The organism is Micromonospora sp. M71_S20, assembly GCF_003664255.1.
GTDB lineage: Bacteria > Actinomycetota > Actinomycetes > Mycobacteriales > Micromonosporaceae > Micromonospora.
In genome coordinates this window covers 2,410,159-2,434,221 of record NZ_RCCV01000001.1, presented here as the reverse complement: position 1 = coordinate 2,434,221, position 24,063 = coordinate 2,410,159, and the positions used below count along the sequence as shown (strand labels likewise).

The window sequence follows — 24,063 nt, the reverse complement described above, 5'->3', positions numbered from 1 at the left end:
CGCGAACGGTCCGCGGTGCCGGCGAACCGTCAGAGCCGAGGGTCGACCGGCTCGGACTCGCAGGCCAGGATGGCGAAGACCAGCTCGTGCCGGCGCCAGAGCGGGGCGCCGGCGACCAGCGCGTCCAGCGCCGCCAGCCCCAGCCCGTGCTCGCGCAGCGCCAGCCCCCGCTTGCGCCCCAGGGACCGGCGGCGCAGCGCGGCGAGCTGCTCCGGCTCGTCGTACCCCGGACCGTAGATGATCCGCAGGTACTCCCGCCCCCGGCACTTGATGCCCGGCTGGAGCAGCGAACCCCGCTCGCTGCGGGCGGCCGGGCCGGCGTACGGCTTGACGACCATGCCCTCGCCCCCGGCCGCCGTCAGCGCCAACCACCACTCGGTGGCCGCCGCCTCGGCGGCCGGATCGGCCAGGTCGACGACCTGGCGACGGGTCGGCGTGAAGAACTCCGGGTCGGCGGCGCAGAGCCGGTCGGCCAGCCCCAGGTGCCAGCCGTGGTCCCGGTCGGCGTAGCTGGCCTTCGCGCCGGCCAGCACCGCGAACGGGGCCAGGGTCACCCCGCGCAGCCCGTCGGTCGGCCCCACGTACGCCCGGTAGGCGTCCGAGTAGGCCAGGATCTCGTCGCGACGGCGGGCCATCCGGTCGCGCAGCCCGTCGACGGGCAGGCCCCGACCGGCCGCCGCCTCCAGCGCGGCCAGCGCCGCCGGCAGCGCGGCCCGGCCGGCGGCGCCGACGCCGGCGTACTGCTCGCGGATCAGGCCGCCCGCCTTCGCCGACCAGGGCAGCAGCTCGCAGTCGAGTAGCAGCCAGTCGGTCGCCAGCTCGTCCCAGAGCCCCGCCCCGCCGACCGCCGCGCGCACCCGGTCGAGCAGTTCCGTGTCGAGCGGCGCGCCGAAGAACGGCCGGCCGGTGCGGGTGTGCACCACCCCGCCGCCCGGGCCGAAGGGCCCGCCGTCGGGCTCCCGGCAGACCAGCACCACCGCCCGCGAGCCCATGTGCTTCTCCTCGCAGACCACCCGGTCCACGCCCGCCGCGCGGTAGTCGGCGAAGGCCTGCGCCGGGTGCTCCAGGAAGCCGCCCGCCGTGGCCGTCGAGCAGGGCGCCATCGTCGGCGGCAGCCAGGCCAGCCAGCGCGGGTCGACCGCGAAGCGGCTCATCACCTCCAGCGCGGCGGCCGCGTTCTCCGCCGGCACGGTCAGCGACCCGTACGCGTGCTCGACGTGCCGCCGACCGGTCACGTCGGTCAGCTCCAGCACCTGGTCGGGTCGGGCCGGGGCGGCGGTCAGCGGGCGCACCGGGGCGTACCACTCCCGCTCCGCCGGCACCGAGACCAGTTCCTTCTCCGGGTAGCGCAGCGCGGTGAGCCGGCCGCCGAAGACGCAGCCGGTGTCGACGCAGATGGTGTTGTTCACCCACTCCGGCACGGCGGCCGGCGTGTGCCCGTAGACCACCATCGCCGAACCCCGGTACTCCCGCGCCCACGGGTAACGCACCGGCATCCCGTACTCGTCGGTCTCGCCGGTGGTCTCGCCGTACAGCGCGAACGAGCGCACCCGGCCCGAGGCGCGGCCCTGGTAGGCCTCCTTCAGCCCGGCGTGCGCGACCACCAGCCGGCCGCCGTCGAGCACGAAGTGGCTGACCAGGCCGTCGATGAAGCCCGCCACCTCGGCCACGAAGGCGTCCGGCTCCGCCGCCAGCTGCTCCATGGTCTCGGCCAGCCCGTGGGTGAGCCGCACCTCGCGGCCGCGCAGCCGGCGCAGCAGCTTCTGCTCGTGGTTGCCGGGCACGCAGATCGCGTGCCCGGCGGCGACCATGCCCATCACGAGGCGGAGCACGCCGGGGGAGTCCGGGCCGCGGTCCACCAGGTCACCGACGAAGACGGCGGTACGCCCCGACGGGTGCGTCGCGTCCACCGGCCGGCCCCGCTCGTCGCGGCGCAGCTCCCAGCCGAGCCGGACGAGCAGCGCCTCCAACTCGGCGCGGCAGCCGTGCACGTCGCCGACGATGTCGAACGGCCCGGTCAGCTCCCGCCGGTCGTTGAAGAGCTTCTCGTAGCGGATCTCGGCGGCGTCGATCTCCTCGACGCCCCGCAGCACGTGCACCTTGCGGAAGCCCTCCCGGGCCAGCAGCTTGTACGACCGGCGCAGGTCGCGCTGCATCCGGGCGAGCACCTGCCGGCCGAAGGTGCGGTCGGCGCGGCCCTCTGTGCGTTCCCAGGCCAGCGCCTCGGGCACGTCCAGCACGACGGCCACCGGCAGCACGTCGTGCTCGCGGGCCACCCGCACCAGGGCGGCCCGGGCGTGCGGCTGGAGATTGGTCGCGTCGACCACCGTGAGCCGGCCCCGGCGCAGCCGCGTGGCGGCGACGTGGTGCAGCGCGTCGAAGGCGTCGGCGGACGCGGACTGGTCGTTCTCGTCGTCGGCGACCATGGCCCGGAACATGTCGGAGGAGAGCACCTGGCTGGGCGCGAAGTGCCGGCGGGCGAAGGTGGACTTGCCGGAGCCGGAGACGCCGACGAGTGCGACCAGGGCCAGCTCGGGGATGTCGAGGGTGGTCACGGGTTCTCCTTCCGGGTCAGCACGACGAGCTGGGTGGGGGCGCCGACCTCGGGATCGTCGTCGCCGACCCCGCTGATCGCGGCGGTGTAGCCGTACGTGGTGGACACCCGGTCGACCCAGGCGGCGAACTCCGCGCGGGTCCACTCGAAGCGGTGGTCGGCGTGCCGGAACCGCCCGGCGGGCAGCCCCTCGTAGCGGACGTTGTACTCGGCGTTCGGCGTGGTCACCACGACAGTGGCCGGCCGGGCGTGCCCGAGCACGGCGTCCTCCAGCGCCGGCAGCCGGGGCGGGTCGACGTGCTCGATCACCTCCATCAGCACCGCCGCGTCGTACCCGCGCAGCCGGTCGTCCCGGTAGGTCAGCGCGGACTGCCAGAGCCGGATCCGGTCCCGCTGCCGCTCGGGCAGCCGGTCCAACCGCAGCCGCCGGGCGGCCAGGGTCAGCGCGTGCGTGGACACGTCGGTGCCGACGATCTCGGTGAACCGCCGGTCGCCGACCAGAGCGGCGAGCAGGGCACCGCCGCCGCAGCCGAGATCCAGCACCCGGCTCGCACCCGCCCCGGCAAGCGCGCCGAGCACCGCCTCCCGCCGGCGCGCGGCCAGTGACGCCCGGCGGGCCGTGGCCTGCCCGCCCTCCCCCGTCGCCCCGTCCGTGGTCGTGCCGTCCCCGGTCGCCTCGTCGGCGGCCGGCTCGTCGGTCGGGTGTCGCTCGGCCAGGCGGGCCAGGGCCAGCCCGGCCAGCGCCCGCCGGTGCGCCAGGTAGCGGCGGGTGATCATGTCGCGCTCCGGGTGGTCGGCCAGCCAGCCCGCACCGGCCCGGAGCAGCTTGTCGACCTCGTCCGGGGCGACCCAGTAGTGCTTGGCGTCGTCCAGCACCGGCAGCAGGACGTAGAGGTGGTTGAGCGCGTCGGCGACGCGCAGCGTGCCGGTCAGCGTCAGGTCGACGTACCGGCTGTCGCCCCACTCCGGGTGCCGCTCGTCGAGTGGGATCGGGGCGGCGGTCACCGCCCAGCCGAGCGGGCCGAACATCCGGACCGCCACGTCCGCACCGCCCCGGCAGCGCAGCACCGGCACCCGCACCTCCAGCGGGATCGGCGTACGGGCCAGCTCGGGGCGCTCGCGGGACTCGCCGCGCAGAGCCGAGCGGTACACCTTGGACAGCGCGGAGGAGAGCAGACTGGACGCCGCGTAGGGCCGGTCGTTGACGTACCGCCCGAGGGTGAAGCTGTCGGGGGTCGGGGCCGGCTGCCGGCCGCGACCCTTGCCCCGCACGCCGGCCAGCCGCAGCGGGTCGACGTCGAGCAGCAGGGCGGCGGTGCAACGCTGCTCGCCCGCCTCCGGGTAGAACACGTGCGCGGTGCCGACCGGCACGTCGAAGGAGTGCGCGCGGTCGGGGTGCTTGACCAGCAGGTGCCCGAGGTCGGTCGCCGGCCGGTGCGTGGTGGTCAGGGTGAGCAGCACGCGCCAATGGTCTCAGCCTCGTCGATCTTGCGTCGTCCCGTTTTCGGGTGCTCGACGGGTGGGGTTTCCGGGGGTGGGTGTATGGGCGGGTGTGGACGTGGCGGTGCCCCGCCGGCCTGGGGTCGGCGGGGCACCGGTGGTGCGGGTGGATCAGGCGACGAAGCGCGTCCTGCGGCGCTTGGTCACCACGTAGCCGCCGACGCCGGCGACGAGCAGCAGCCCGCCGATGCCCGCGATCAGGCCGGTGGACTCGCCGGTGATCGGCAGGGTGCCGCCGTCACCGTCGCCGTCGCCGTCACCGCCGCCCTCGCCGCCGGTCGCCGCCTTGACGACCAGCGCAGCGGTGTCGTTGCTGCTGTTCAGGTCGACGACCTTCCCCGGCTCGCCTGCGCCGAAGTGCAGCAGCCGCACAGATCCCGGCGTGCCGCCCACCGTGTCGATCTGGAGGCCGAACTCGAAGACGGCGGACTCGCCCTTGCGAAGCAGCTCGAACCACTCACAGAAGTAGACGCGGCCGCCCGGCTCGCCGTACGACCCGGTCGGCTCCTCGGCCGTGCCCGGCGAGCACTGCTCAGGTGCGTCCACCACGGTGGCCCCGGCGGGAATGGTGACCAATGCGCCGGTCAGGAGCTCGTCGGGGGAATACGAGTTGACCGCGGCGGGCCCGTTGTTGACGAAGCCGACCTTGGCGGTGACCGTTTGGCCCGGCACGCCGACAACCTGGGCGCCGGCGGCGGCGACGTCGGCGCGCTGGTCGCCGGTGACGGTGGCGTCGATGTCGACGACGTTGTTGGTCGTGTCCTTGTCGGTCTGCTGTACCGTGCGCGCCCGCGACGCCGGTGCCGGCACCAGCTTCAGGGCGTTTCCGCTGCCCTTCTCCCAGTCCCCGTCAGAGAAGTCGGCGATGAACGACTCCCAGTCGCCCTTGGCGAACCAGATCGCCTGGCCGTACTGCCGGCCCGGTGCCCAGACGTCGGACGCGATCGTCAGGGCGGACGAGTCGTCGAGCTGGAAAGCGGCCCCCGGCGGGAGTTCGTCGTCGAAGTGGCACTGGGCGAAGTTGCTGCCGAACTCCGAGAGGTAGGAACAGTTCGAGTGTCGCCGAGCCGGAGCGAGGCCGGGGGTCGTGGCGAGGAGGAGCACCGCACCACGGGCGGACCGGTCGCCGACGTTGGCCACCGTGAGCGGCGCCTTGACCGTCGCGCCGGGAGCACCGACGAGCTCCAGGGAGCGCTCGGTCTTGAGGTCGACGCCCTCACCGATTTCCACAGTGGATTGTGCGGTGGCGGTGGGCATCCCCTTGGCCGCCACGCTGAGGACGAGCTCCCCCTTGTCGCCGGGCTCGGCCGAAGCCTTGGCGGTGACGGTCAGGTTGATCAGGTAGTCGGTGATGTCGGTGCCGTTGAGTGCGCAGGTGATGACCGGGCCCGCCTCCGTGCAGCCCGGCGTCCGGTCTCCCAGGACGACCTTGGCGAAGCCGTCGACCTTGCCGCGGTCGACGGTGAGGGTCAGCCTCTCGGGCAGCATGTCCGCGTACGCGTAGAGGGTGACGGACTTGGCCTCGCCGCCCGGTGCGACCAGCGCGTTGTTGGCGTAGAGGAGAAACTCTTCGCCGGGCTCTTCAGCGACGGCCGGGGAGGCGGAGGCGGCGACGAGCGCGCCTGCGACGCCCAGCCCGGCCAGCCAGCGCCGAGTGGAGTGCTTGAGCATGTGGGGGGTTCCTCCCGTGGGAATGCCAGGAGTGGCCAGCGGATCTTAAGGATTCCTTAAGAGCCGCCGCTGCCCGGTCGGCCTCCGGCGGGCAAACATCGACCGAACGGCTGACCAGGATCGCCGCAACGTTCCGGCCGCCCGCCTCCGTCATCAGGAGCAGGAGTCCGGGAGGTGCAGTGACGTACGAGGAGTTCGCCGACTCGCGGCTGGCCGCGCTGCTGCGGTACGCGGTCATGCTGACCGGCGACCCGCACCAGGCGCAGGACCTGGTGCAGGACACCATGGTCCGGGTCCAGCTCAACTGGCGTCGGGTGGCCCGTGCCGACTCGCCCGAGCGTTACGTCCGCCGGATGCTGACCAACCAGTACGTCGACTGGCGGCGCGGCTCCTGGGTGCGTCGGGTGCTGCTGCGCGCCGAGCCCGACGACGCGGTGCCGGTGCGGGTCGACCACGCCCAGCACGCCGTCGACCGGGACCAGGTCTGGTCCTGGCTGTCCCGGCTGCCGCGCCGGCAGCGGGCCACGCTGGTGCTGCGCTACTACGAGGACCTGCCCGACGCGGAGATCGCCGACATCCTCGGCTGCGCCGTCGGGACGGTCCGCTCGTCCATCTCCCGCGCCCTGGCCACGCTGCGCGCCGAACACGTGGAGGCATGCTCATGATCGAGGACGAACTGCGGGCCGCCTTCGCCCGGCACGAGACCCTGACCCCGCCCGCCGGCCCGCTGCGCTCCGCCATCGACCGGCTCGCGGCTGCCCGTCGCCGTCGCCGGCTGCGGCTGCGGGCCGGCGGCGCCGCGCTGGCCCTGCTCGGCGTGCTCGGGATCGGAGTACCCCAGCTCACGCCCGACCGGGTCGCCGAGGACGCCACCCTGCTCGCCGAGCCCGCCGGACCGGCGCCGACGGACGCGCTGAACATCCTGCTGCTCGGCGTGGACGGTGCGGCGGAGCGTCCCTACCGGCTGGCGGACTCCGTCCTGCTGGTGCACATCCCGGCGGACCGCAGCCGGCCGTACCTCATCTCGCTGCCCCGCGACCTGGCGGTGCCGATCCCCGGGCACGGGACCGACAAGCTCAACGCCGCCTTCCTGCACGGCGCCGGCGAGCCCCGGCCCGACCTGAAGCGCGGCTACGACCTGACCCGCCGGGTGGTCGCCGACCTGACCGGCGTACGCGTGGACGCCGGCGCGATGCTCACCTACCCGGTGCTGCGCCGGCTCACCGACGAGGTCGACGGTGTGGAGGTCTGCCTGCCGCGCGAGGTGCGCTCCTTGCACACGAAGCGGGTCTTCCCGGGCGGCTGCCAGCGGCTCGACGGCGCCGCCTCGGTCGACCTGCTGCGGCAGCGGCGGGGACTGCCCGAGGGCGGGCTCGACCGGGACCGGCACGCGCAGCTCTTCGCCGCCGGGCTGATCCGCCGGGCCGGCGAGCAGGGGGTGCTGACCAACCCGGTCAGGATCCTCGCCCTAGCCGACATCGTCGGTGCGAACCTGGTTGTGGGCGGTGAGGACCTGCCACTTGTGGATCTGCTGAAGGTGCTTCCGGATCTGGGGTCCGTCGATCCGGTCGGGCTCAGTCTCCCGGTCGGGCCGCCGGACGACCTCGGCTGGCGGCTGTCACCGGACCCGGAGGAAGCCCCCGCGTTCCTGGCCGCCCTGCGGGAGGACCGGCTGGCGCAGTGGGTGGCGCAGCATCCGGATCAGGTCAACCGCACCCGCTGACGCGCGGGCCGGCCACCACCGGCATCGTCCGGTGGCGGCCGGCCCGCGTGCGGCTCAGCGGTAGTCCTCCTCGTCGGCACCGACCACCCGCGCCTGCTCCATCGCGTCCCAGTCGTCGACCTCCAGGCCACGGCGCGGCTCGGTGTCGGCGTCGCCGGGGTCGATCGCGGCGGCCTGCTCGACCGCGTCGGCCGGCTCCGCCTCCATGTCGCGTTCCTCGGGGCTGAGGTGGTCGCTGGGTGCGAAGTCCTCTTCGGGCTGACCCATATCAGTCCCTCCCGGGATCTCAGCGGACAGTTCCCCACACACCGTACGGGCTGCGCCCGCCCGCCGCTCGGAAGCCGAGTCGACCGAATCGCCCCACCGGCCGCCGCCCCCGGTGCCAGGATGGGACGGTGGGCTTCCTGATCCGGTTGGCGATCACCGCCGTCGCGCTGTGGATCACCACGCTGATCGTGCCCGGGGTGGAGGTGAGCGGCCGCTCCGGCACCACCACCGCTGTCACGCTCGTCGTCGTGGCCCTGATCTTCGGCGTGGTGAACGCGGTGCTCAAGCCGCTGATCAGGGTGTTCGGCTGCGTGTTCTACCTGCTCACCCTCGGCCTGTTCGCGCTGGTGGTCAACGCCCTGCTGTTCCTGCTGACCGACCGGATCGCCCGGGCGCTGGACCTGCCGTTCCACGTGGACGGTTTCTGGGCCGCGTTCTGGGGCGCCATCGTGATGGCCGTGGCGACCTGGCTGATCAGCGTCGTCGTGCCCGACAGGTGGGAGGGGCGGTGAGCGGTGCCAGGAACCGGGCGCGTGCCGGGTCGGTTGTGCCGGCCCCGGCCTTCTACGGGATACTGCCGACGGTGGACAGCGCGGTCCGGCGCACCCAGGGACAACAGCGGCCGGTGACGGCCGAGAGCGGTAAGTAAGGAGCGTTCGACATGCCCATCGCTTCCCCCGAGACCTACGCGGAGATGCTGGACCGCGCCAAGGCCGGCCGGTACGCGTACCCCGCGATCAACGTGACGTCCTCGCAGACCCTGAACGCGGCGCTGAAGGGCTTCGCCGACGCGGAGAGCGACGGCATCATCCAGGTCTCGACCGGTGGCGCGGAGTACCTCTCCGGCTCCTCCGTGAAGGACATGGTCACCGGCGCGGTGGCGTTCGCCGCGTACGCGCACGAGGTCGCCAAGAAGTACCCGGTCAACATCGCCCTGCACACCGACCACTGCCCGCAGGAGAAGCTGGACAAGTTCGTCCGGCCGCTCATGCAGATCTCCAAGGAGCGGGTGGCCGCCGGCCAGGAGCCGCTGTTCCAGTCGCACATGTGGGACGGCTCGGCCGTGCCCGTGGCGGAGAACCTGGAGATCGCGGCCGAGCTGCTCGACCGGGCCGCCGAGGCCAAGATCGTCCTCGAGATCGAGGTCGGCGTGGTCGGCGGCGAGGAGGACGGCGTCGAGAACGCCATCAACGACAAGCTCTACACCACCGTCGAGGACGGCCTGGCCATGGTGGAGGCGCTCGGCCTGGGCGAGAAGGGCCGCTACATGGCGGCGCTGACCTTCGGCAACGTGCACGGCGTCTACAAGCCGGGCAACGTCAAGCTCCGCCCCGAGATCCTCAACCAGATCCAGGAGGCGGTCGGCGCCAAGTACGGCAAGGAGAAGCCGCTCAGCCTGGTCTTCCACGGCGGGTCCGGCTCGCTGCTGTCGGAGATCCGCGAGGCGCTGGACTACGGCGTGGTGAAGATGAACATCGACACCGACACCCAGTACACCTTCACCCGGCCGGTCGCGGACCACATGTTCCGCAACTACGACGGCGTGCTCAAGGTGGACGGCGAGGTCGGCAGCAAGAAGCTGTACGACCCGCGGGTCTGGGGCAAGGCCGCCGAGGCCGGCATGGCCGCCCGCGTGGCGGAGGCCTGCGAGCACCTGCGCTCGACCGGCACCACGCTGGCCAAGTGACACGCTGACGCGTACCGCCGACGGCCGGCTCCCAACCCGGGGGCCGGCCGTCGCCGTGTCCGCAGCCGTCAGGGCGTCGCGGTGAGCACCCGGACGGCCTCGTGGACGTCGTCGGTGAGGTGCACCGAGGACGACACGTCGCCGTACGGCGAGGCGGCCAGCAGCGGCCGCAGCAGCGACTCCACCGGTAGCTCGTGGGTCCAGTAGGCGCGGTCCAGGAAGACGTACGCGCCGCTGGCCCCGTCGGTGCAGTAGTAGGTCTTGGTGGCGGCCTGGAACACCTCCTGCACCGTGCCTGCCCGGCCGGGGGCGAAGACGATCCCGCCCCGGGCCAGCCGCAGGATGGTGTCCTCGCGGATGGCGTTGGAGAAGTACTTCGCGATCCGGCCGGCGAAGAGGTTCGCCGGCTCGTGCCCGTAGAGCCAGGTCGGGATGGCCAGCCCGCCCGCGCGCGCCCAGTCCACGTCGCCGCCCGCCAGCTCCGCCGAGTCGGCGCGGGACACGCTGCCGGGATCGGCGGCCCGGGGCCGGGGCGGCACCACCGGCTGGCCGTAGCGCTCCCGGACCCGCAGCGCCGCCGCCGTGTAGCGGTCGTGGTCGGTGAAGTCCGGCACCCCGGCGAGCAGGTCGATCGCGGCGTCCAGATCCTCGATCGGCCGCAGCGCGAGGTAGGCGCCGAGGTTGGCGGCCTCCATCACCCCGGGGCCGCCGCCGGTCACCACCAGCCGGTCGGCCCGGGCCAGCTCCCAGCCCAGCACCGCCGCCATCCGGTACGGCGCACTGCCGCGCGGCACCGCGTGCCCGCCCATGATGCCGACCACCGACTGCGGCCCGTGGGTGGCCAGCCAGGCGCGGGTGGCGTCGGCCAGCGCGTTGTCCACGCCGTGGTCGTGCAGCCGCTGACCGAGCGCCTCCCGGACGTCCGGCAACGCCCCGCCGTGCGCCCGGAAGTGCTCGTAGACCCGGGTGTCGTACATCCCGGCGAACCCGCCCTCCGCGAAGCCGGCGGACAGCTCCTCCGGCGTGTAGAGGTGGGACGGCTGGGTCGGGTAGGGCAGCCCGGAGAACGGCGGCACCACGTTGGCGCCGCGCCGGACCAGGTCGGCGCCGACCTCCCGGGAGGCGAAGCGGCACCCCACGAAGAGGGTGCCGGTCACCTCGACGGCGGTGAGGTCGGGGACGGGGTCGAGGTCGAGCCGCAGCCCCTGCACGGTCAGCCCGACGAGGCTGCCGGTGGTCAGCCGCCGGTCGAACTCGGCGCGGGTCTCGATCTCGTCGGTGCAGGTGTGCGGCTCGATGACGTCCGCGGGAGGTGGGGTCGGCACCCTGGTCATCCTGCCCCGCCGGGTCAACCGGCCAAACCTGGGAAACCTGCGCGCACCGGCGACCCCGCCGCTGAAGGCCGCCCGACCTGCGCGTCACCGGACCCCGGTCCGCGTCGGACCCCGGCCTGCGCGTCGCCCGGCCTGCGCTGGACCGACGGGAGCCCGGCGGCCGTGACCACCGGGCTTCCGCGGTACCGGGTCCTGGGGAGGCTCCGGACCAATAGTTGTAGTCGAAAGCATCGGCCCGGGGCATGGGCCGCAGGCGTGACCAACTCCTCAGCCGTTCAGCCAGTCGGCTCGCCCAACCCCCTCGCGCGCCCCGGGGCGAAGCGGGTTGAATGGGGCGATGCAGAACCTGTTGCCGGAACCACCGGCCACCCTTCTCCCCGCGCACGACGAGGCCGACGCCGCCCTGGCCGCCGCCGAGCAGGCCGGCAGCGACGAGGCGCACGCCGAGGTGGCGGCGCGCTTCCCGACCTACAGCGCCGGCTGGGGTGCGCTGGCCGCGCGGGCTCTCGCCGCCGGCCAGGTCATCCCGGCGTACGCCTACGCGCGCACCGGCTACCACCGGGGCCTGGACCAGCTGCGCCGCAGCGGCTGGAAGGGATTCGGTCCGGTGCCCTGGTCGCACGAGCCCAACCAGGGCTTCCTGCGCTGCCTCTACGTGCTGTCCCGGGCCGCCGACGAGATCGGCGAGTCGGACGAGGCGGCCCGCTGCGCCCAGTTCCTCCGCGACTGCGACCCGGCCGCCGCGGACGCGCTGGCGAGCAACTGACGTTGGGGCCGACGGCCGGCGCGGCTCAGTCCCGCCCCGGCCGTCGGCCCGTCCGGTGCCCGGCGGTCCCGGCACGTCGTCCACCTGGCGACGCCGCCGGGACGCCGGGCGGCGTCACCGGGGGAGACCGGCGACGCCCTACAACCCCTCGGCGACGGCGGCGGCGATCTTCAGCCAGGCGTCCCGGGTGGCCGCGGAGAGCCCTCCGTACCGGATCGGCTCGCCGGTGTCGATGAGGCGCTCGTACGGCGCGAGCAGCACCGCCCGGGTGCGGGCCGCGAAGTGCTCCTGGATCGCCGGCAGGTCGATCTCCTTGCGCGACGGCGGCATGGAGACCACGGTGACCGCCTGCCGGACCAGCCGCTGCCGGCCGCTCTGCTCCAGGTGGTCCAGCATCCGGGCGGCCGTCTCCGCCGAGTCGTTGCGGGCCGACATGGTGACCACCAACTGGTCGGTGGCGTCCATCGCGGCCTGCCAGTTCTGGGCCCGGACGTTGTTGCCCGTGTCCACGAAGATCAGCTTGTAGAACCGGCTGACCACCTCGCGGATCTCGGCGAACGCGGCGGCGGTGAGCATCTCGCCACCCGTGGCCGACTCGTCCGAGGCGAGGACGTCGAACATCCCCTCGCCCTGCGAGCGGACGTACTGCGACAGGTCGCCCACCCGCCCGTGCGCGCCCTGGAACTGGCCCAGGTCCCGCAGCATGTCCCGCACCGTACGGGAGTGGAAGTCCTGCTGGGCGCGCATCCCGAGGGTGCCCTGGGTCTCGTTGTTGTCCCAGGCCAGCACGTAGCCGCCGCGCTTCTGGCCGAACGTCATCGCCAGCAGCAGGATGGCCACCGTCTTGCCGGCACCGCCCTTTGGGTTCACCACGGTCACCTGGCGCAGCCCGCCGAAGTTGCGGCGTACCGTCTCGATGTCCCGCCGCAGCTCCTGCTCGTGCCGCCCCGGCGGCAGCCGCAGCCCCATCCGGTTGGCAACCGCCCGTACGCCCATCGTGGCCACCGGGTCGGCGGGCCGGACCTGCCGGCGGCGGGCGAAATCCTCGGCCGTCGGGGGGTCGGTGATCGCCGGATGCCAGTTCGCGTCGGGCTGTGCCGGCGGCACCGCCGTGACCCCCTCGGCCGGCTGGTACGCCTGCTGCGGAGCCGGGGCGGCCTGCTGCCAGGGCGGCGGATGCCACCCGGGCGGGTACGGCCCGGGCGGCGTCGGGCCGCCCTGCTGCGGCGGGTACGGCCCCGGCGCGGGCCCGACCGGCACGCCCCGCCCTTCCGAATCGTGCGGGAACGGGACGTGGGGCGCACCCGACTGGGGCGGGCCCTGCCGGAGCGGGCGCTGGTCGGCCGGACCCTGCGGGGGGATGCCCTGGTCGACCGGGCCCGGCTGGGCCGGTTGCTGGTGGTGGAGAGCCTGTCGGAGCGCGGCGCCCTGGTGTGTGGGCGCGGGACCGGTCGCGCCGGACCCCGGTCCGGGCTCGGCCGCCGACGTGGTGGGTCGCTGCGGCGGCTGCGCCCACGGCGACTCAGCCGGCATCCGCGCCCCGCCGCCGTTGACCGGGCCGCCGCTCGTCGCCCCGCCGCCGGCACCCCCGTTCGCGGAACCGCCGGCACCTCCGTTCGCGGGGTCACCGGCACTGCCATCCGTCGCTTTGCCGGCACTGTCATCCGTCGGGCCGCCGGCACTGTCATTCGTCAGTTCGCTGGCACTGCCATCCGTCGGTTCGCCGGCACTGCCATTCGTCGTCCCGTCCGAACCGCCATCCGTCGGGCTGGTACTCCCGCTCGTTGGGCCGTCGTTCGCCGGGTCCCCGGTCTCGTCCCCGCCCGTCGTCGGCCTGCCGCCCGTCGGGACGTCGCCGGCCCGGTGCGGGCCGTCGACCCTGGTGGATCCGCCGGGGTAGGGCGCCGTGTCGTGGGGCGACGGCCGGTAGTCCGGGGAGGCACCGGCCGCGGCGGACGGCGAGGGACCGTCCTGCCGCCCGGCGAATCCCTGGGCCGGCTCGCCCGGACCGGCGCCGGTCCGGGCGGTGGCCAAGGGGCGCGGGGAGGTCACCGGGACGGGTACGGCCGGCTGGTCGAGGCTGAAGGGCATGTCGAGGTCGACCCGGGCGGGACCGGTCTGCGGAGCCCGGGGAGCGGGCACGCCGCCTCCAGCGGCCACCGACGGACTTCCGCCCATCCCGACTGCCGTGCGGTCGCCGGCAGGGCCGGGGGCGGGTGGGCCGGCCGCGCCAAGACCCGGACTCGGGCTCGGGCCCGGCGGGACCGTCGGGCCCGTGGGGGCGTTCGGGGTGGCCGGTGGGGCCTGCGCGGCGGGTGTCGGCGGTGCCCAGGCCGAGGCGTCCGGCCCCCATCCCGGCGCCGGGGCCGATGGAGGGCCCGAGGTCCCGACCGCTGGATGGGCAGAGGCCCAGGTCGGTGGGTGGCCCGGGACCGCGGTCGGCGGGTGGCCCGAGGCTGCGGCGGGCGGAGGCCCGGGGGCCACGGCCGGTGGAGGTCCCGGGACTGCGACCGGCGGGTGGCCCGGGACCGCGGGTGGTGGGGGCGACCAGCCGGTGTTCGCGCCCTGCGCGGCGGTGGCTCCCGCGCCGGGGAGCGGCACCCCGCCGTTCAGGGACGGGTAGTCGGCCGGCGAGGGCGGGTGACCCGGCCGGCCCTGGGGCGGGACGGCGGACGGGGGCGCGGCGGTAGACGCCCAGGGCGGCGTGTCGGTGCCGTCGATCTGCTCCGGCGGCCAGAGTGGTTCGATGTCCCGCTCCGGAATCGGCTGCTGGCCGGGCACGTGGACCCGGTCGACGTTCTCGTCCACCACGGTTCCTCCCCATTCCTCCTGCCGAGGATAGGCCCAGGGGCCGCGTCGGGTCGGCCGTCGCGGGCCGGCCGCGTCGGTCGCGTCGGGGACGTCGAGGTCAGCTCGCCCAGACCGCCCAGGCGCCCGGTTCGGTCCACCACGACCGCTTCCGGCTCAGCTCGCCCTCGGCCCCGTCGTCGAGGAACGGGACCTTCCCCTCGCGGGGCAGCACGGCCACGGCGCGTCCCCGGGCGCGTCGTACCTCCAGCCGCACCCGCTTCCTGCCCAACGCCGAGCGGGTCACCACGGGAACGGCGACCGCCACCTCGACCAGCCCGTCCGTCGGATCCGGGTCGCCGAGCAGGGCCACGTCGTCGAGCCGGGCGTACCCGCCCGCGTTGCCGATCGCGCAGGCCAGCAGCGGATCGTCGCCGTTCGAGAGCACGGCGTCGTCCACCTCCACCCGACCGCGCCAGTGCAGCGGCCGGCCGCTGTCGTCGGCGGCGCCGAGGAGCGCGCCGTCCAGGGTCACCGAGCCGCCGTCGTTGCGCAGCAGGTCCAGCCGACGGGGCCTGCCGTCCAGCACCGCGGCGGCCACCGCCGCCGGGTCACGGGGCAGCCCGAGCTGCGCCGCCAGGTCACGGTGCGTCGTGCTCCGCGCCGGATCGAGCGGGAGTACGCCGATCGGCGGCAGGTCCGGCACCGTCCGGTTGCCGGGCAGGTCGTCGGGGCGGCGGCTGGGCGGTGGGGCGTACCGCCGGACGAGCCGGCGCACGACGGCGCGCAACTGGGCGTCACTGGCCGAGGCGACCACGAGTCGGGTCTTGGAGTCCGGATCGGGCCAGGTCAGGCCGTCCGGGCGGGGCGGGCCGTCGAACCGGGTCAGCACCTCGTCGATCTCGGCGTCGGAGCGGGCGGTGACCGTCTCGACCCGGGCACCCCGGGCGGTGAGCGCCTCTGCGCAGGCCAGCACCGGCACCCGCGGGGTGTCGCAGCGCCCGTCGGCCGTCGCGCCGTCGGCGGGGGCGCAGACGTCGGCCGTTGCACCGCCGGTCGCGCAGGCGTCGGCCGTCGCGCTGTCGGTCGCGCCAGCCCTGTCCTTCGCGCTGTCGGTCGGGCCGGCCCCGTCCTTCGCGTTGTCGGTCGGGCCGGCCCCGTCCTGAGGCGCCGCGCCGCAGCAGCCGCCGCTGCCGCAGGCCCCGCCGGGCGCGTCGCGCTCCGAGCCGAGGGTGAGCAGCACCACGTCGTACACGGAAAGGCCTCCTGCCTCTCGACGCGACCCCTGCCGGCCGCGCCGCCACTACTTGTTAGCCTGACACCCCGGGCTCGCTGACCGGTCGCCACCTGGCACCCGAGCCTTCTGGAGGCGAAGAGATGCCAGCGATCGTGCTCCTCGGTGCCCAGTGGGGCGACGAGGGCAAGGGCAAGGTTACCGACCTGCTGGGTGGGCGGGTCGACTACGTCGTGCGCTACTCCGGCGGCAACAACGCCGGCCACACGGTGATCACGCCGGACGGCCAGAAGTACGCGCTGCACCTGATGCCGTCGGGGGCGCTCTCCCCGAGCGCGATGATCGTCATCGGCAACGGCGTGGTGGTCGACCCGAAGGTGCTGCTGGCCGAGATCGACGGGCTCGCCGAGCGCGGGGTCGACGTCAGTCGCCTGCGGATCTCCGGCGACGCGCACCTGATCATGCCGCACCACCGGGCCCTCGACCGGGTCGTCGAGCGCTACCTCGGCAGCTCCCGCATCGGCACCACCGGCCGGGGCATCGGCCCCGCGTACGGGGACAAGGTCGCCCGGATGGGCATCCGGCTGCAGGACCTGCTCGACCCGGGCATCCTGCGCAAGAAGCTGGAACTGGCGCTGCGCGAGAAGAACCAGCTCCTGTTCAAGATCTACAACCGCAAGGCGATCGACGTCGAAGAGACCGTCGAGGAATACCTGCGGTACGCGGAGCGGCTCAAGCCGTACATCGCCGAGACCCGGGTCATGCTCTGGGACGCGCTGGACCGCGGCGAGACCGTCCTGCTGGAGGGCGCCCAGGCCACCATGCTCGACATGGACCACGGCACGTACCCCTTCGTGACCTCGTCGAACCCGACGGCCGGCGGGGCCTGCGTGGGCGCCGGCATCCCGCCGACGGCGATCAGCAAGGTGATCGCGGTCAGCAAGGCGTACACGACGCGGGTCGGCTCCGGGCCGTTCCCGACGGAGCTCTTCGACGACAACGGGCAGCACCTGCGCAAGATCGGCCACGAGTACGGCACCACCACCGGCCGGGAGCGCCGCTGCGGCTGGTTCGACGCCGTCGTCGCCCGCTACGCCTGCCGCCTCAACGGGGTCACCGACCTGGTGGTCACCAAGCTGGACGTGCTCACCGGCCTGCCGAAGGTGCCGATCTGCGTCGGGTACGAGATCAACGGCGAGCGCTTCGACGACATGCCGATGACCCAGACCGACTTCCACCACGCGACTCCGATCTACGAGGAGCTCGACGGCTGGTGGGAGGACATCACCAAGGCGCGCACCGAGGACGAGCTCCCGGAGAACGCCCGCCGCTACATCGCCCGCATCGAGGAACTCTGCGGCACCCGCGTCAGCGTGGTGGGCGTAGGCCCGGGCCGCGAAGAAAACGTCCTCCGCCACCCCCTCCTCCCCTAACCCCCCATCCCGGGGACTCTGCGCGGTGATCATGAAGTTTGCGTCCTGACCCGGCCCGGATCCGGACGCAAACTTCTTGATCGGACGAGCGCGGCGTCGAGGTTCCACCGGGAGATCGGGTTATCCACAGGAGGGCGGGGCTGTCCACAGGGGCGGTGCGAGGCGTGGACGGCTCGTCATCGTGGTGGGGTGAGTGTCGATGTCCTCCGCCGTATCGCTGGCCGCCAGAATGGGGTGGTGACGGCCGCACAGGCACTGTCCGCCGGCTTCAGTCGGAGCCAGATCCGGTACCTGTGCCGCTCGGGGCGTTGGATCCGGGTGGCGAGGGGTTGCTTCGTGCCGGCCCCCGAGTTGAGCCCTGCCGCGCTGCGTAGAGCCCGCATCCGGGCTGTTATCACCAGCCTGGGGCCGGGCTCGGTCGTCGTTCTCGACACCGCAGCCGAGCTGCATCGGATCGCCGGGCTCCGTCCGGCATCCGCCATCCACGTGTCGCTGCCGGCTAACCGGCCACGACCGCAGCGGCTCACCGACCCTGATGTCGTGGTGCACCAGCTCACCATCGGTCCGGGCACCGTCGGTGTGGTCGCCGGGATGCCCGTGACCACCCCACTGCGTACGGTCGCCGATGTCATCCTCCGCGTGGACCGCTACTCGGCGGTGTGCGTACTCGATTCCGCGCTGAACCGGCAGGTCGTCACCGAGTCCGACCTGGCCCGGATCCCGTCCCTTCTCGTGGGCCGTAGGGGAGCCGTCGCGGCCCGGCGTCACCTCGCGGAGGCGGACGGGCGGGCGCAGTCCCCGCTGGAGACCCGCACCAGGCTGCGGTGTGTCGACGGCGGCGTGCCGCCCGACGTACTCCAGTTGGAGGTGCGTGACCGGGACGGTTGTCTGCTCGGCGTCGGCGACCTCGGCTGGCGAGCGGCGCGGGTGATCGCCGAGGCGGACGGGCAGGCTCCCCATCGCACGCCCCAGGCAGTCTTCGAGGACCGTACGCGGCAGAACCGGCTGGTCAACGCCGGCTGGCGAATCCTTCGCTTCACCTGGGCCGACACATTGCGTCCCGACTACATCCCCCACACGGTCAAGGCAGCGCTCCGTTCCAGCCCGGATGGCTGATCAAGAGGTTCTGACCCGTCCCGGGCCGAAAATGGGACGCAAACTTCTTGATCAACGGGGCTTGGGGAGGGGGTCAGTAGGATGCGGGCGTGCGGGTTCTTCTTCTTGGTGGTGGGGGGCGGGAGCATGCGCTCGCGCTCGGGTTGGCTGCGGATCCGGCCGTCGAGCAGTTGGTCGCGGCGCCCGGTAATCCCGGGATCGCTTCGCTCGCCTCGTTGCGGGCGGTGGATGCCTGCGATCCGGCGGCCGTCGCCGCGCTGGCGGTGGAGACCGGGGCCGACCTGGTGGTGATCGGGCCGGAGGCGCCGCTGGTGGCCGGGGTCGCCGACGCCGTACGCGCCAAGGGGATCCCCGCGTTCGGGCCGTCCGCCGAGGCGGCCCGGCTGGAGGGCTCGAAGACGTTCGCCAAGGACGTGATGACCGCCGCCGGCGTACCGACCGCCCGCGCGTACACCTGCACGGACGCGGAGAGCACCGGCAGGGCGCTGGACGAGTTCGGCGCGCCGTACGTGGTGAAGAACGACGGGCTCGCCGCCGGCAAGGGCGTCGTGGTGACCGACGACCGCGCCGTCGCGCTGCGGCACGCCGAGGAGTGCGGTCGGGTCGTCGTCGAGGAGTACCTGGCCGGCCCGGAGGTCTCCCTCTTCGTGGTCACCGACGGCGAGGCGGCGGTGCCGCTGCTGCCCGCGCAGGACTTCAAGCGGGTCGGCGACGGCGACACCGGCCCGAACACCGGCGGCATGGGGGCGTACGCGCCGTTGCCCTGGGCGCCGTCCGGCCTGGTCGACGAGGTCATGCGCGACGTCGTCCACCCGACCCTGGCGGAGATGGCCCGTCGGGGCACCCCGTTCGCGGGCCTGCTCTACGTCGGGCTGGCGATCACCGCCGAGGGCCCCCGGGTGATCGAGTTCAACGCCCGCTTCGGCGACCCGGAGACGCAGGTGGTGCTGGCGCTGCTGGAGACCCCGCTGGCCGGGCTGCTGCACGCCGCCGCGACCGGCACGCTGGCCGGGCACCCGCCGCTGCGTTGGCGCGACGGTGCCGCCGTCACGGTGGTGGTCGCCGCCGACGGCTACCCGGCCGCCCCGCGCACCGGCGACGTGATCACCGGGGCCGAGGGGCCGGGGATCATCCACGCCGGCACCCGCCGGGACGCCGACGGGTCGCTGCGCTCCGCCGGTGGCCGGGTCCTCTGCGCCACCGCCGCCGGTGCCGACCTGCCCGCCGCCCGGGACGCCGCGTACGCGCTGGTGGCCGGCGTGGAGCTGGCCGGGGCGCACCACCGCACCGACATCGCCTCCGCCGCCGTCGAGGGTCGGATCAGCATTCCGGGCTGACCGGGCAACCTCCCCCAGCCCCGCCTCCGTTTGAGCGGTGAGGCGAGGAGGTGGCGGGATTGCCTGCCGACATCGAGGGCTACCGCGAGTACGTCGGGGCGCGGCTGGAGCCGCTGCGCCGCACGGCGTACCTGCTCTGTGGTGACTGGCACACGGCCGACGACCTGGTGTCGACGGCGCTGGTCAAGCTGCTGCGGCACTGGCGGCGGGTGTCCAGGATGGACAGCCCCGACGCGTACGTCCGGCGTACCCTGCTGCGGGTCTGGCTGGACGAGCGACGGCGGCCGTGGCGACGCGAGGCCGCCTGGGCCGACGTCCCCGACGGCGACGTCCGTTCCGCCACCGACGGCGCCGCCGACCGGCTGACCGTCCTCGCCCTGCTGGCCGAGCTGCCGCCGCGCCGTCGCGCGGTCCTGGTGCTGCGCTACTTCTGCGACCTGTCCGTGGAGGAGACCGCCCGCGAACTCGGCTGCACCACCGGCACCGTCAAGAGCCAGTCGGCGCGCGCGATCGAGGCGCTGCGGAGCCGCCTCGTGGGCGCGCCGGCCCGAGCCGAGGAGGCACGCACCGATGGATGAACTCGCCCGGCAGCTGCGCACCGCGGTGGCGTCGCCGCCGCCCACCCGGATCGACGTGGACCGGCTGATCGCCGACGACCGGCGGCGCCGCCGCCATCGGGTGTGGGCGACGGCGGGTACCGGGGTCGCCGCCCTGGTCGCCGCGGTCGTGCTGACACCGGCGCTGCTCGTCGGCCCGGCCGCCGGACCGGGTGGGCCCACCCTGCCGACCGGTGACGGCTCACCGTCCGCCGACGCGGCGCTCTGCCCGGTGGCGGAACCGGAGCCGAGCGGACCGCCGGCGCCCCAGCAGTCGTACGACACGGTGCGCGACCGGCCGACCGAACGCCCCGACGCCGGCGTGGCCCGGCTGACCCTCGTGCTGCGTCCGGCGCTGGCGGCCGTCGTGCCGGCGGGGCTGACGGTCCACGGCACGATCCCGGGCTGCGACCCGGTGCAGTTCACCTACGAGAAGAGCCACCGGCACTACTACGCCCACGCCCGGCTGCGCGGCAACGGCCGGGCCGACAACGTGACGGTGTCGTTGATCCCGACGGCCGTCGACGCGTCCGAAGGATGCGCCGCCGCCCCCGACCCCCGTACCTGCACGAGCAGCCGCCTGCCGGACGGCGGCACCCTCGCCACCAGCAGGGTCACCCCGGGCGACGAGGGCTTCGAGCAGCGCTGGGCGCAGGTGCGACGGGCGGACGGCACGTCCGTGACGGTGACGACGGACAACCACCACGTCGAGGGCGGGGAGAACGGCGCCACGCCGACGATCCGGTTCGGTCCACCACCGGTGCTCACCGTGGCGCAGTTGGCGGCCATCGCCACCACGCCCGGGCTGACGCTCCATCCCTGACGCGGGCCGTCAGCCCCGCACGGGCGCGTCCCGGTGCGCGGCGGGCGTCCACAGCTCGTCGACCCGGGCGCGCCCCTGTACGCGGGGCGCGTCCCGGTGCGCCGCGGAGGCGTACTGCCCGTTGAGCGGGACGGGCTCCTCCACCCGGTTCGCCGGGCCGCCGGGCGGGGCGGGCGGATAGCGGGGCGGCTCGTCCAGCGCCCGCAGCGACGGCAGCGGCACGGCGGTCAGCGCCGCCACCAGCAGCGCCCCGGCCAGCACCAGGAAGGCGGTACGCAGCCCGAGCCACCCGACCAGCGGCCCGGCGAGCAGGTAGCCCGCCGGGCCGGCGGCGTACGCGAACGAGGTCATCACCCCGACCACGCGCCCGCGCAACCGTTCCGGGGTGCGGGTCTGCATGGCGTAGTTGGACAGCGGGTTGATTGGCCCGTACGCGAGCCCGATCGCGACGGCGAAGCCGATCATGGCCGGGAACGGCGGCAGGGTGGCCAGCCCGACGAGGGCCACGCCGATGACGACGAGGGCGGTCACCATCAGGGTGCGGCGACGGATCCGCCGGCCCGCCGCGCCGGAGGCGAGCGCGCCGACGACTCCGCCGGCGCTCATCGCCATCAGGATCGCGCCGAGGCGGGCCGGTTCTCCCTGACCGACGAACCACGCCGGCAGCAGCACGCCCTCGACCGGCAGGTAGAGCGCGGCCAGCACCATCGAGAGCAGCGCGATGGTCCGCAGCAGCCGGTCCCGCCAGACGAATTGCAGCCCCTCGACGGTGCCGCGCCACAACCCGGAGGGGGGACGTTCGGGGCGGCCGGCCCCGGGCAGCCGGACGGCGGAGATCATCGCGACGGCCAGCGCGAACCCGGTGGCGGTGACCCAGAGGGTCGAGCCGGGGCCGATCGCGGCGATGAGCACGCCGCCGACGCCGGGTCCGATCAGGAAGGCGAGCCCCCAGACCGCCTCGTGCACCCCGTTGGCCCGTTCGATCCGCCAGCCGGCGGCCTGCGCGGCGGCCGGCAGCAGCGTCTCCCGGGCGGTCAGGCCGGCCGGGTCGAACACCGCGCCGAGCACCGCCAGCGCGACGATCCAGCCGAGGTTCAGCCCGAGCAGCGCGTCGACGACCGGGATCGCGGCGACCGAGACGGCGGAGAGCGTGTCGGAGACCAGTGCCGTACGCCGCCGGCCGAGCAGGTCCACGATCGTGCCGGAGACGAGGCCGGACAGCAGCAGCGGCAGGGCGCTGGCCGCCGCGACCACGCCGGCGGCGGTGGGGCTGCCGGTGCGTTCCAGCACCAGCCAGGGCAGGGCCACGTTCGCCACGCCGTTGCCGGTGTTGGAGAGCAGCGTCGCCGCTTCGACCAGCAGCAGCGGTGCCCTCCGTGGTCCCGGTTGGCGGTGACGGGGATGGTGGCGGTGACGGGCACGGCGGCGCGGTCCGGAGCCGATCATGGTGCCGCCAGCCTAGGGGTGGCGGGGCATCCGGGCAGTAACGGCCGGGGAACGGTCAGCCGTAGTAGCGACGCAGCTCGCGGGCCAGCACCTTGCCCGTGGCGTTGCGGGGCAGGTACTTCACGAAGACCACGTCCCGCGGTACGGAGAACCGGGCCAGGTAGTGCCGGACGTACTCGCGCACCGCCTCCGCGTCGAGCGTCTCGCCGGGGTGCAGGGCGAGGAACGCGGCGAGCCGCTGGCCGTACTCCGGGTCCGGTACGCCGATCACGGCGGCCTCGCGTACCTGCGGGAGCCGGGCGATCAGGTCCTCCACCTCGGCCGGGAAGACGTTCTCCCCGCCCGACACGATCATGTCGTCGGCCCGGCCGTCGACGAAGAGCAGCCCGCCGGCGTCGAGCCGCCCCAGGTCGCCGGTGTCGAGCAGGCCGTCGTGGTGCTCCCGGGCGGCCCCGGAGGTGTATCCCTCGAAGAGCATCTCGTTGCCGACGAAGATCCGGCCCACCTGCCCCGCCGGCACCGGCTCGCCGGCCGCGTCGAGGATCTCCAGCCGGGTCCCGTGCGGCGGGCGGCCGGCGGTGGTCGGAGCCGTGCGCAGGTCGGCGGGGCCGGCGATGGACGCCCAGGAGACCTCGGTGGAGCCGTAGAGGTTGTGCAGCACGTCGCCGTAGACGTCCATGAACCGCAGGGCGAGGCCGCCCGGCAGCGAGGAGCCGCTGACCGCGACCACCTTCAGCGGGGGGCGGGGGTCCGGCGGTGGCACCTCCAGCAGCCGTTGCAGCATCACCGGCACGGCGAAGAGCGCGTCGCAGCGCTGCGCCACCAGGGCGGCCAGCGTGGCGGCCGGGTCGAAACGTCGGTGCAGCACGATCGTGGCCCGCAGGGCGAAGCAGACCTGGAGGGCGGCGTACCCCCAGGTGTGGAAGAGCGGCGCGGCGATCATGACGGTGCCCCGGGCGTGCAGCGGGATCCGGTCGATGATGGAGACCAGCGGGCCGAAGCCGTTCGGCGTGGGGCGCCGGGCACCCTTGGGGGCGCCGGTGGTGCCGGAGGTGAGCACGATGATCCGGCCGTCGCGCTCGGGGGGACGCAGCTCGCCGGGGACCGCGCCGGCGACGAGCGCCTCCCGGGCGCGCTCGTCGAGCCGCTGCACCTCGGCGGGGAGGTTGGCGACCCGGTCGGCGAACTCGGTGTCGTGCACCAGCACCCGCAGCCGCTGCTCCTCCGCCACGGTGGCGAGCTGCCCGGCGGAGAGCCCGGTGTTGACCAGCACCGCGTCCGCGCCGAGCAGGGTGGCGGCCACGATCGTCTCGACCGGGCCGTGGTGGTTGCGGCAGAGCACGCCGACCCGGTCCCCGGCCCGCACCCCGAGCGCCGTCCGCATCCCCCGGGCCAGCCGCTCGGCCCGGTCGAGCAGTTCGGCGTACGTCAGGCCGGTGCCCTGCTCGTCGACGACGGCCGTCCGTTCGGGGTCGCGGGCGGCGGCCTGGCGTAGCTCGCCGGCGATGTTCCAGCCCCATTTGCGCAGCGCCCGGAGCTGGGAGGCGACGCGGATCGGTCGGCCGGGGGCGAGCAGCCCGCGTCGGGTCAGGGTGGCGACGACGAACGGCAGATCCATGACGCAACCTCCTCAGGCGGTGCGCGTGGGGCCCGGGGCAGGGCCCCACGCGGCGATCGGGGAGATCAGGTGCGCGGTGGTACGGGTGCGGCGGACGCCCGGACCGGCACACTTCCGGTACGGCGGCCGCGCTGCGCACCGGTGAGGTGGTGCCGTGGTCCGGTGCTGCGG

At 74.4% G+C, this 24,063-nt stretch carries 19 protein-coding genes; 10 read left to right on the top strand and 9 right to left on the bottom strand.

Translation table 11 applies throughout. The annotated features are described in order from the left end of the window. Window positions 1-29: 29 nt before the first annotated feature. The 3 genes from DER29_RS11040 to DER29_RS11030 form a co-directional block, all read right to left on the bottom strand. Window positions 30-2,555 (bottom strand): polynucleotide kinase-phosphatase, encoded by a 2,526-nt coding sequence (locus DER29_RS11040; protein WP_121397266.1) that lies wholly within the window; start codon window positions 2,553-2,555, stop codon window positions 30-32. Continuing rightward, window positions 2,552-4,015: a 3' terminal RNA ribose 2'-O-methyltransferase Hen1 gene (locus DER29_RS11035; protein ID WP_121397265.1), complete on the bottom strand. Its 1,464-nt coding sequence runs from the start codon at window positions 4,013-4,015 to the stop codon at window positions 2,552-2,554. Before DER29_RS11035 ends, DER29_RS11040 begins: the two co-directional genes overlap by 4 nt. 150 nt (window positions 4,016-4,165) lie before the next feature. Further along, the gene (locus DER29_RS11030) at window positions 4,166-5,725 is read right to left on the bottom strand and encodes an LPXTG cell wall anchor domain-containing protein (RefSeq protein ID WP_121397264.1); all 1,560 of its coding nucleotides are present in this window, start codon (window positions 5,723-5,725) and stop codon (window positions 4,166-4,168) included. Between the two features lie 179 nt (window positions 5,726-5,904). Between DER29_RS11030 and DER29_RS11025 the strand changes: the two genes are divergently transcribed. Both DER29_RS11025 and DER29_RS11020 read left to right on the top strand, forming a co-directional pair. Then, entirely contained in the window at window positions 5,905-6,390 is a 486-nt protein-coding gene (locus DER29_RS11025) for a SigE family RNA polymerase sigma factor (protein ID WP_121397263.1), read from the top strand. Then, entirely contained in the window at window positions 6,387-7,448 is a 1,062-nt protein-coding gene (locus DER29_RS11020) for an LCP family protein (protein ID WP_121397262.1), read from the top strand. Before DER29_RS11025 ends, DER29_RS11020 begins: the two co-directional genes overlap by 4 nt. 54 nt (window positions 7,449-7,502) lie before the next feature. Here DER29_RS11020 and DER29_RS11015 read toward each other — a convergent pair whose 3' ends face one another. Beyond that, entirely contained in the window at window positions 7,503-7,715 is a 213-nt protein-coding gene (locus DER29_RS11015; protein WP_121397261.1) for a hypothetical protein, read from the bottom strand. Window positions 7,716-7,843: 128 nt separating this feature from the next. Here DER29_RS11015 and DER29_RS11010 point away from each other — a divergent pair, with 128 nt between their 5' ends. Further along, on the top strand, window positions 7,844-8,227 hold the full coding sequence (locus DER29_RS11010) for a phage holin family protein (protein WP_121397260.1): 384 nt from the start codon (window positions 7,844-7,846) through the stop codon (window positions 8,225-8,227). A 149-nt stretch (window positions 8,228-8,376) separates the two neighbouring features. Next, complete coding sequence (gene fbaA / locus DER29_RS11005; RefSeq protein ID WP_121397259.1) at window positions 8,377-9,402, top strand: class II fructose-bisphosphate aldolase; 1,026 nt, start codon at window positions 8,377-8,379, stop codon at window positions 9,400-9,402. A gap of 68 nt (window positions 9,403-9,470) precedes the next feature. Here the strand turns inward: fbaA and DER29_RS11000 are convergent, their stop codons facing one another. Then, complete coding sequence (locus tag DER29_RS11000) at window positions 9,471-10,727, bottom strand: LOG family protein (protein WP_370040060.1); 1,257 nt, start codon at window positions 10,725-10,727, stop codon at window positions 9,471-9,473. Window positions 10,728-11,073: 346 nt separating this feature from the next. Here DER29_RS11000 and DER29_RS10995 point away from each other — a divergent pair, with 346 nt between their 5' ends. Next, window positions 11,074-11,502, top strand: coding sequence for a DUF3151 domain-containing protein (locus tag DER29_RS10995; RefSeq protein ID WP_121397257.1), 429 nt, complete (start codon window positions 11,074-11,076; stop codon window positions 11,500-11,502). Window positions 11,503-11,640: 138 nt separating this feature from the next. On the opposite strand, the gene DER29_RS36230 is transcribed toward DER29_RS10995, so the two are convergent. Together DER29_RS36230 and DER29_RS10985 are read right to left on the bottom strand one after the other, a co-directional pair. Beyond that, window positions 11,641-12,762, bottom strand: coding sequence for a MinD/ParA family protein (locus DER29_RS36230; RefSeq protein ID WP_370040059.1), 1,122 nt, complete (start codon window positions 12,760-12,762; stop codon window positions 11,641-11,643). Between the two features lie 1,648 nt (window positions 12,763-14,410). Continuing rightward, entirely contained in the window at window positions 14,411-15,544 is a 1,134-nt protein-coding gene (locus DER29_RS10985) for a hypothetical protein (protein WP_121397256.1), read from the bottom strand. A 122-nt stretch (window positions 15,545-15,666) separates the two neighbouring features. Between DER29_RS10985 and DER29_RS10980 the strand changes: the two genes are divergently transcribed. From DER29_RS10980 to DER29_RS10960, 5 genes are all read left to right on the top strand, one after another. Next, on the top strand, window positions 15,667-16,956 hold the full coding sequence (locus DER29_RS10980; protein WP_121397255.1) for an adenylosuccinate synthase: 1,290 nt from the start codon (window positions 15,667-15,669) through the stop codon (window positions 16,954-16,956). A gap of 189 nt (window positions 16,957-17,145) precedes the next feature. After that, entirely contained in the window at window positions 17,146-18,072 is a 927-nt protein-coding gene (locus DER29_RS10975) for a type IV toxin-antitoxin system AbiEi family antitoxin domain-containing protein (protein WP_121397254.1), read from the top strand. A gap of 89 nt (window positions 18,073-18,161) precedes the next feature. After that, entirely contained in the window at window positions 18,162-19,409 is a 1,248-nt protein-coding gene (purD, locus tag DER29_RS10970) for a phosphoribosylamine--glycine ligase (RefSeq protein ID WP_121397253.1), read from the top strand. 59 nt (window positions 19,410-19,468) lie between these two features. Beyond that, window positions 19,469-19,987, top strand: a complete 519-nt coding sequence (locus DER29_RS10965; protein ID WP_121397252.1) for a SigE family RNA polymerase sigma factor — start codon at window positions 19,469-19,471, stop codon at window positions 19,985-19,987. After that, entirely contained in the window at window positions 19,980-20,828 is an 849-nt protein-coding gene (locus tag DER29_RS10960; RefSeq protein ID WP_121397251.1) for a hypothetical protein, read from the top strand. Before DER29_RS10965 ends, DER29_RS10960 begins: the two co-directional genes overlap by 8 nt. A 9-nt stretch (window positions 20,829-20,837) precedes the next feature. Here DER29_RS10960 and DER29_RS10955 read toward each other — a convergent pair whose 3' ends face one another. Then, a complete protein-coding gene (locus DER29_RS10955; protein ID WP_121397250.1) occupies window positions 20,838-22,274 on the bottom strand; it encodes an MFS transporter in 1,437 nt (478 codons plus the stop codon). A 55-nt stretch (window positions 22,275-22,329) separates the two neighbouring features. Next, complete coding sequence (locus DER29_RS10950; RefSeq protein ID WP_121397249.1) at window positions 22,330-23,892, bottom strand: AMP-binding protein; 1,563 nt, start codon at window positions 23,890-23,892, stop codon at window positions 22,330-22,332. Window positions 23,893-24,063: the final 171 nt, after the last annotated feature.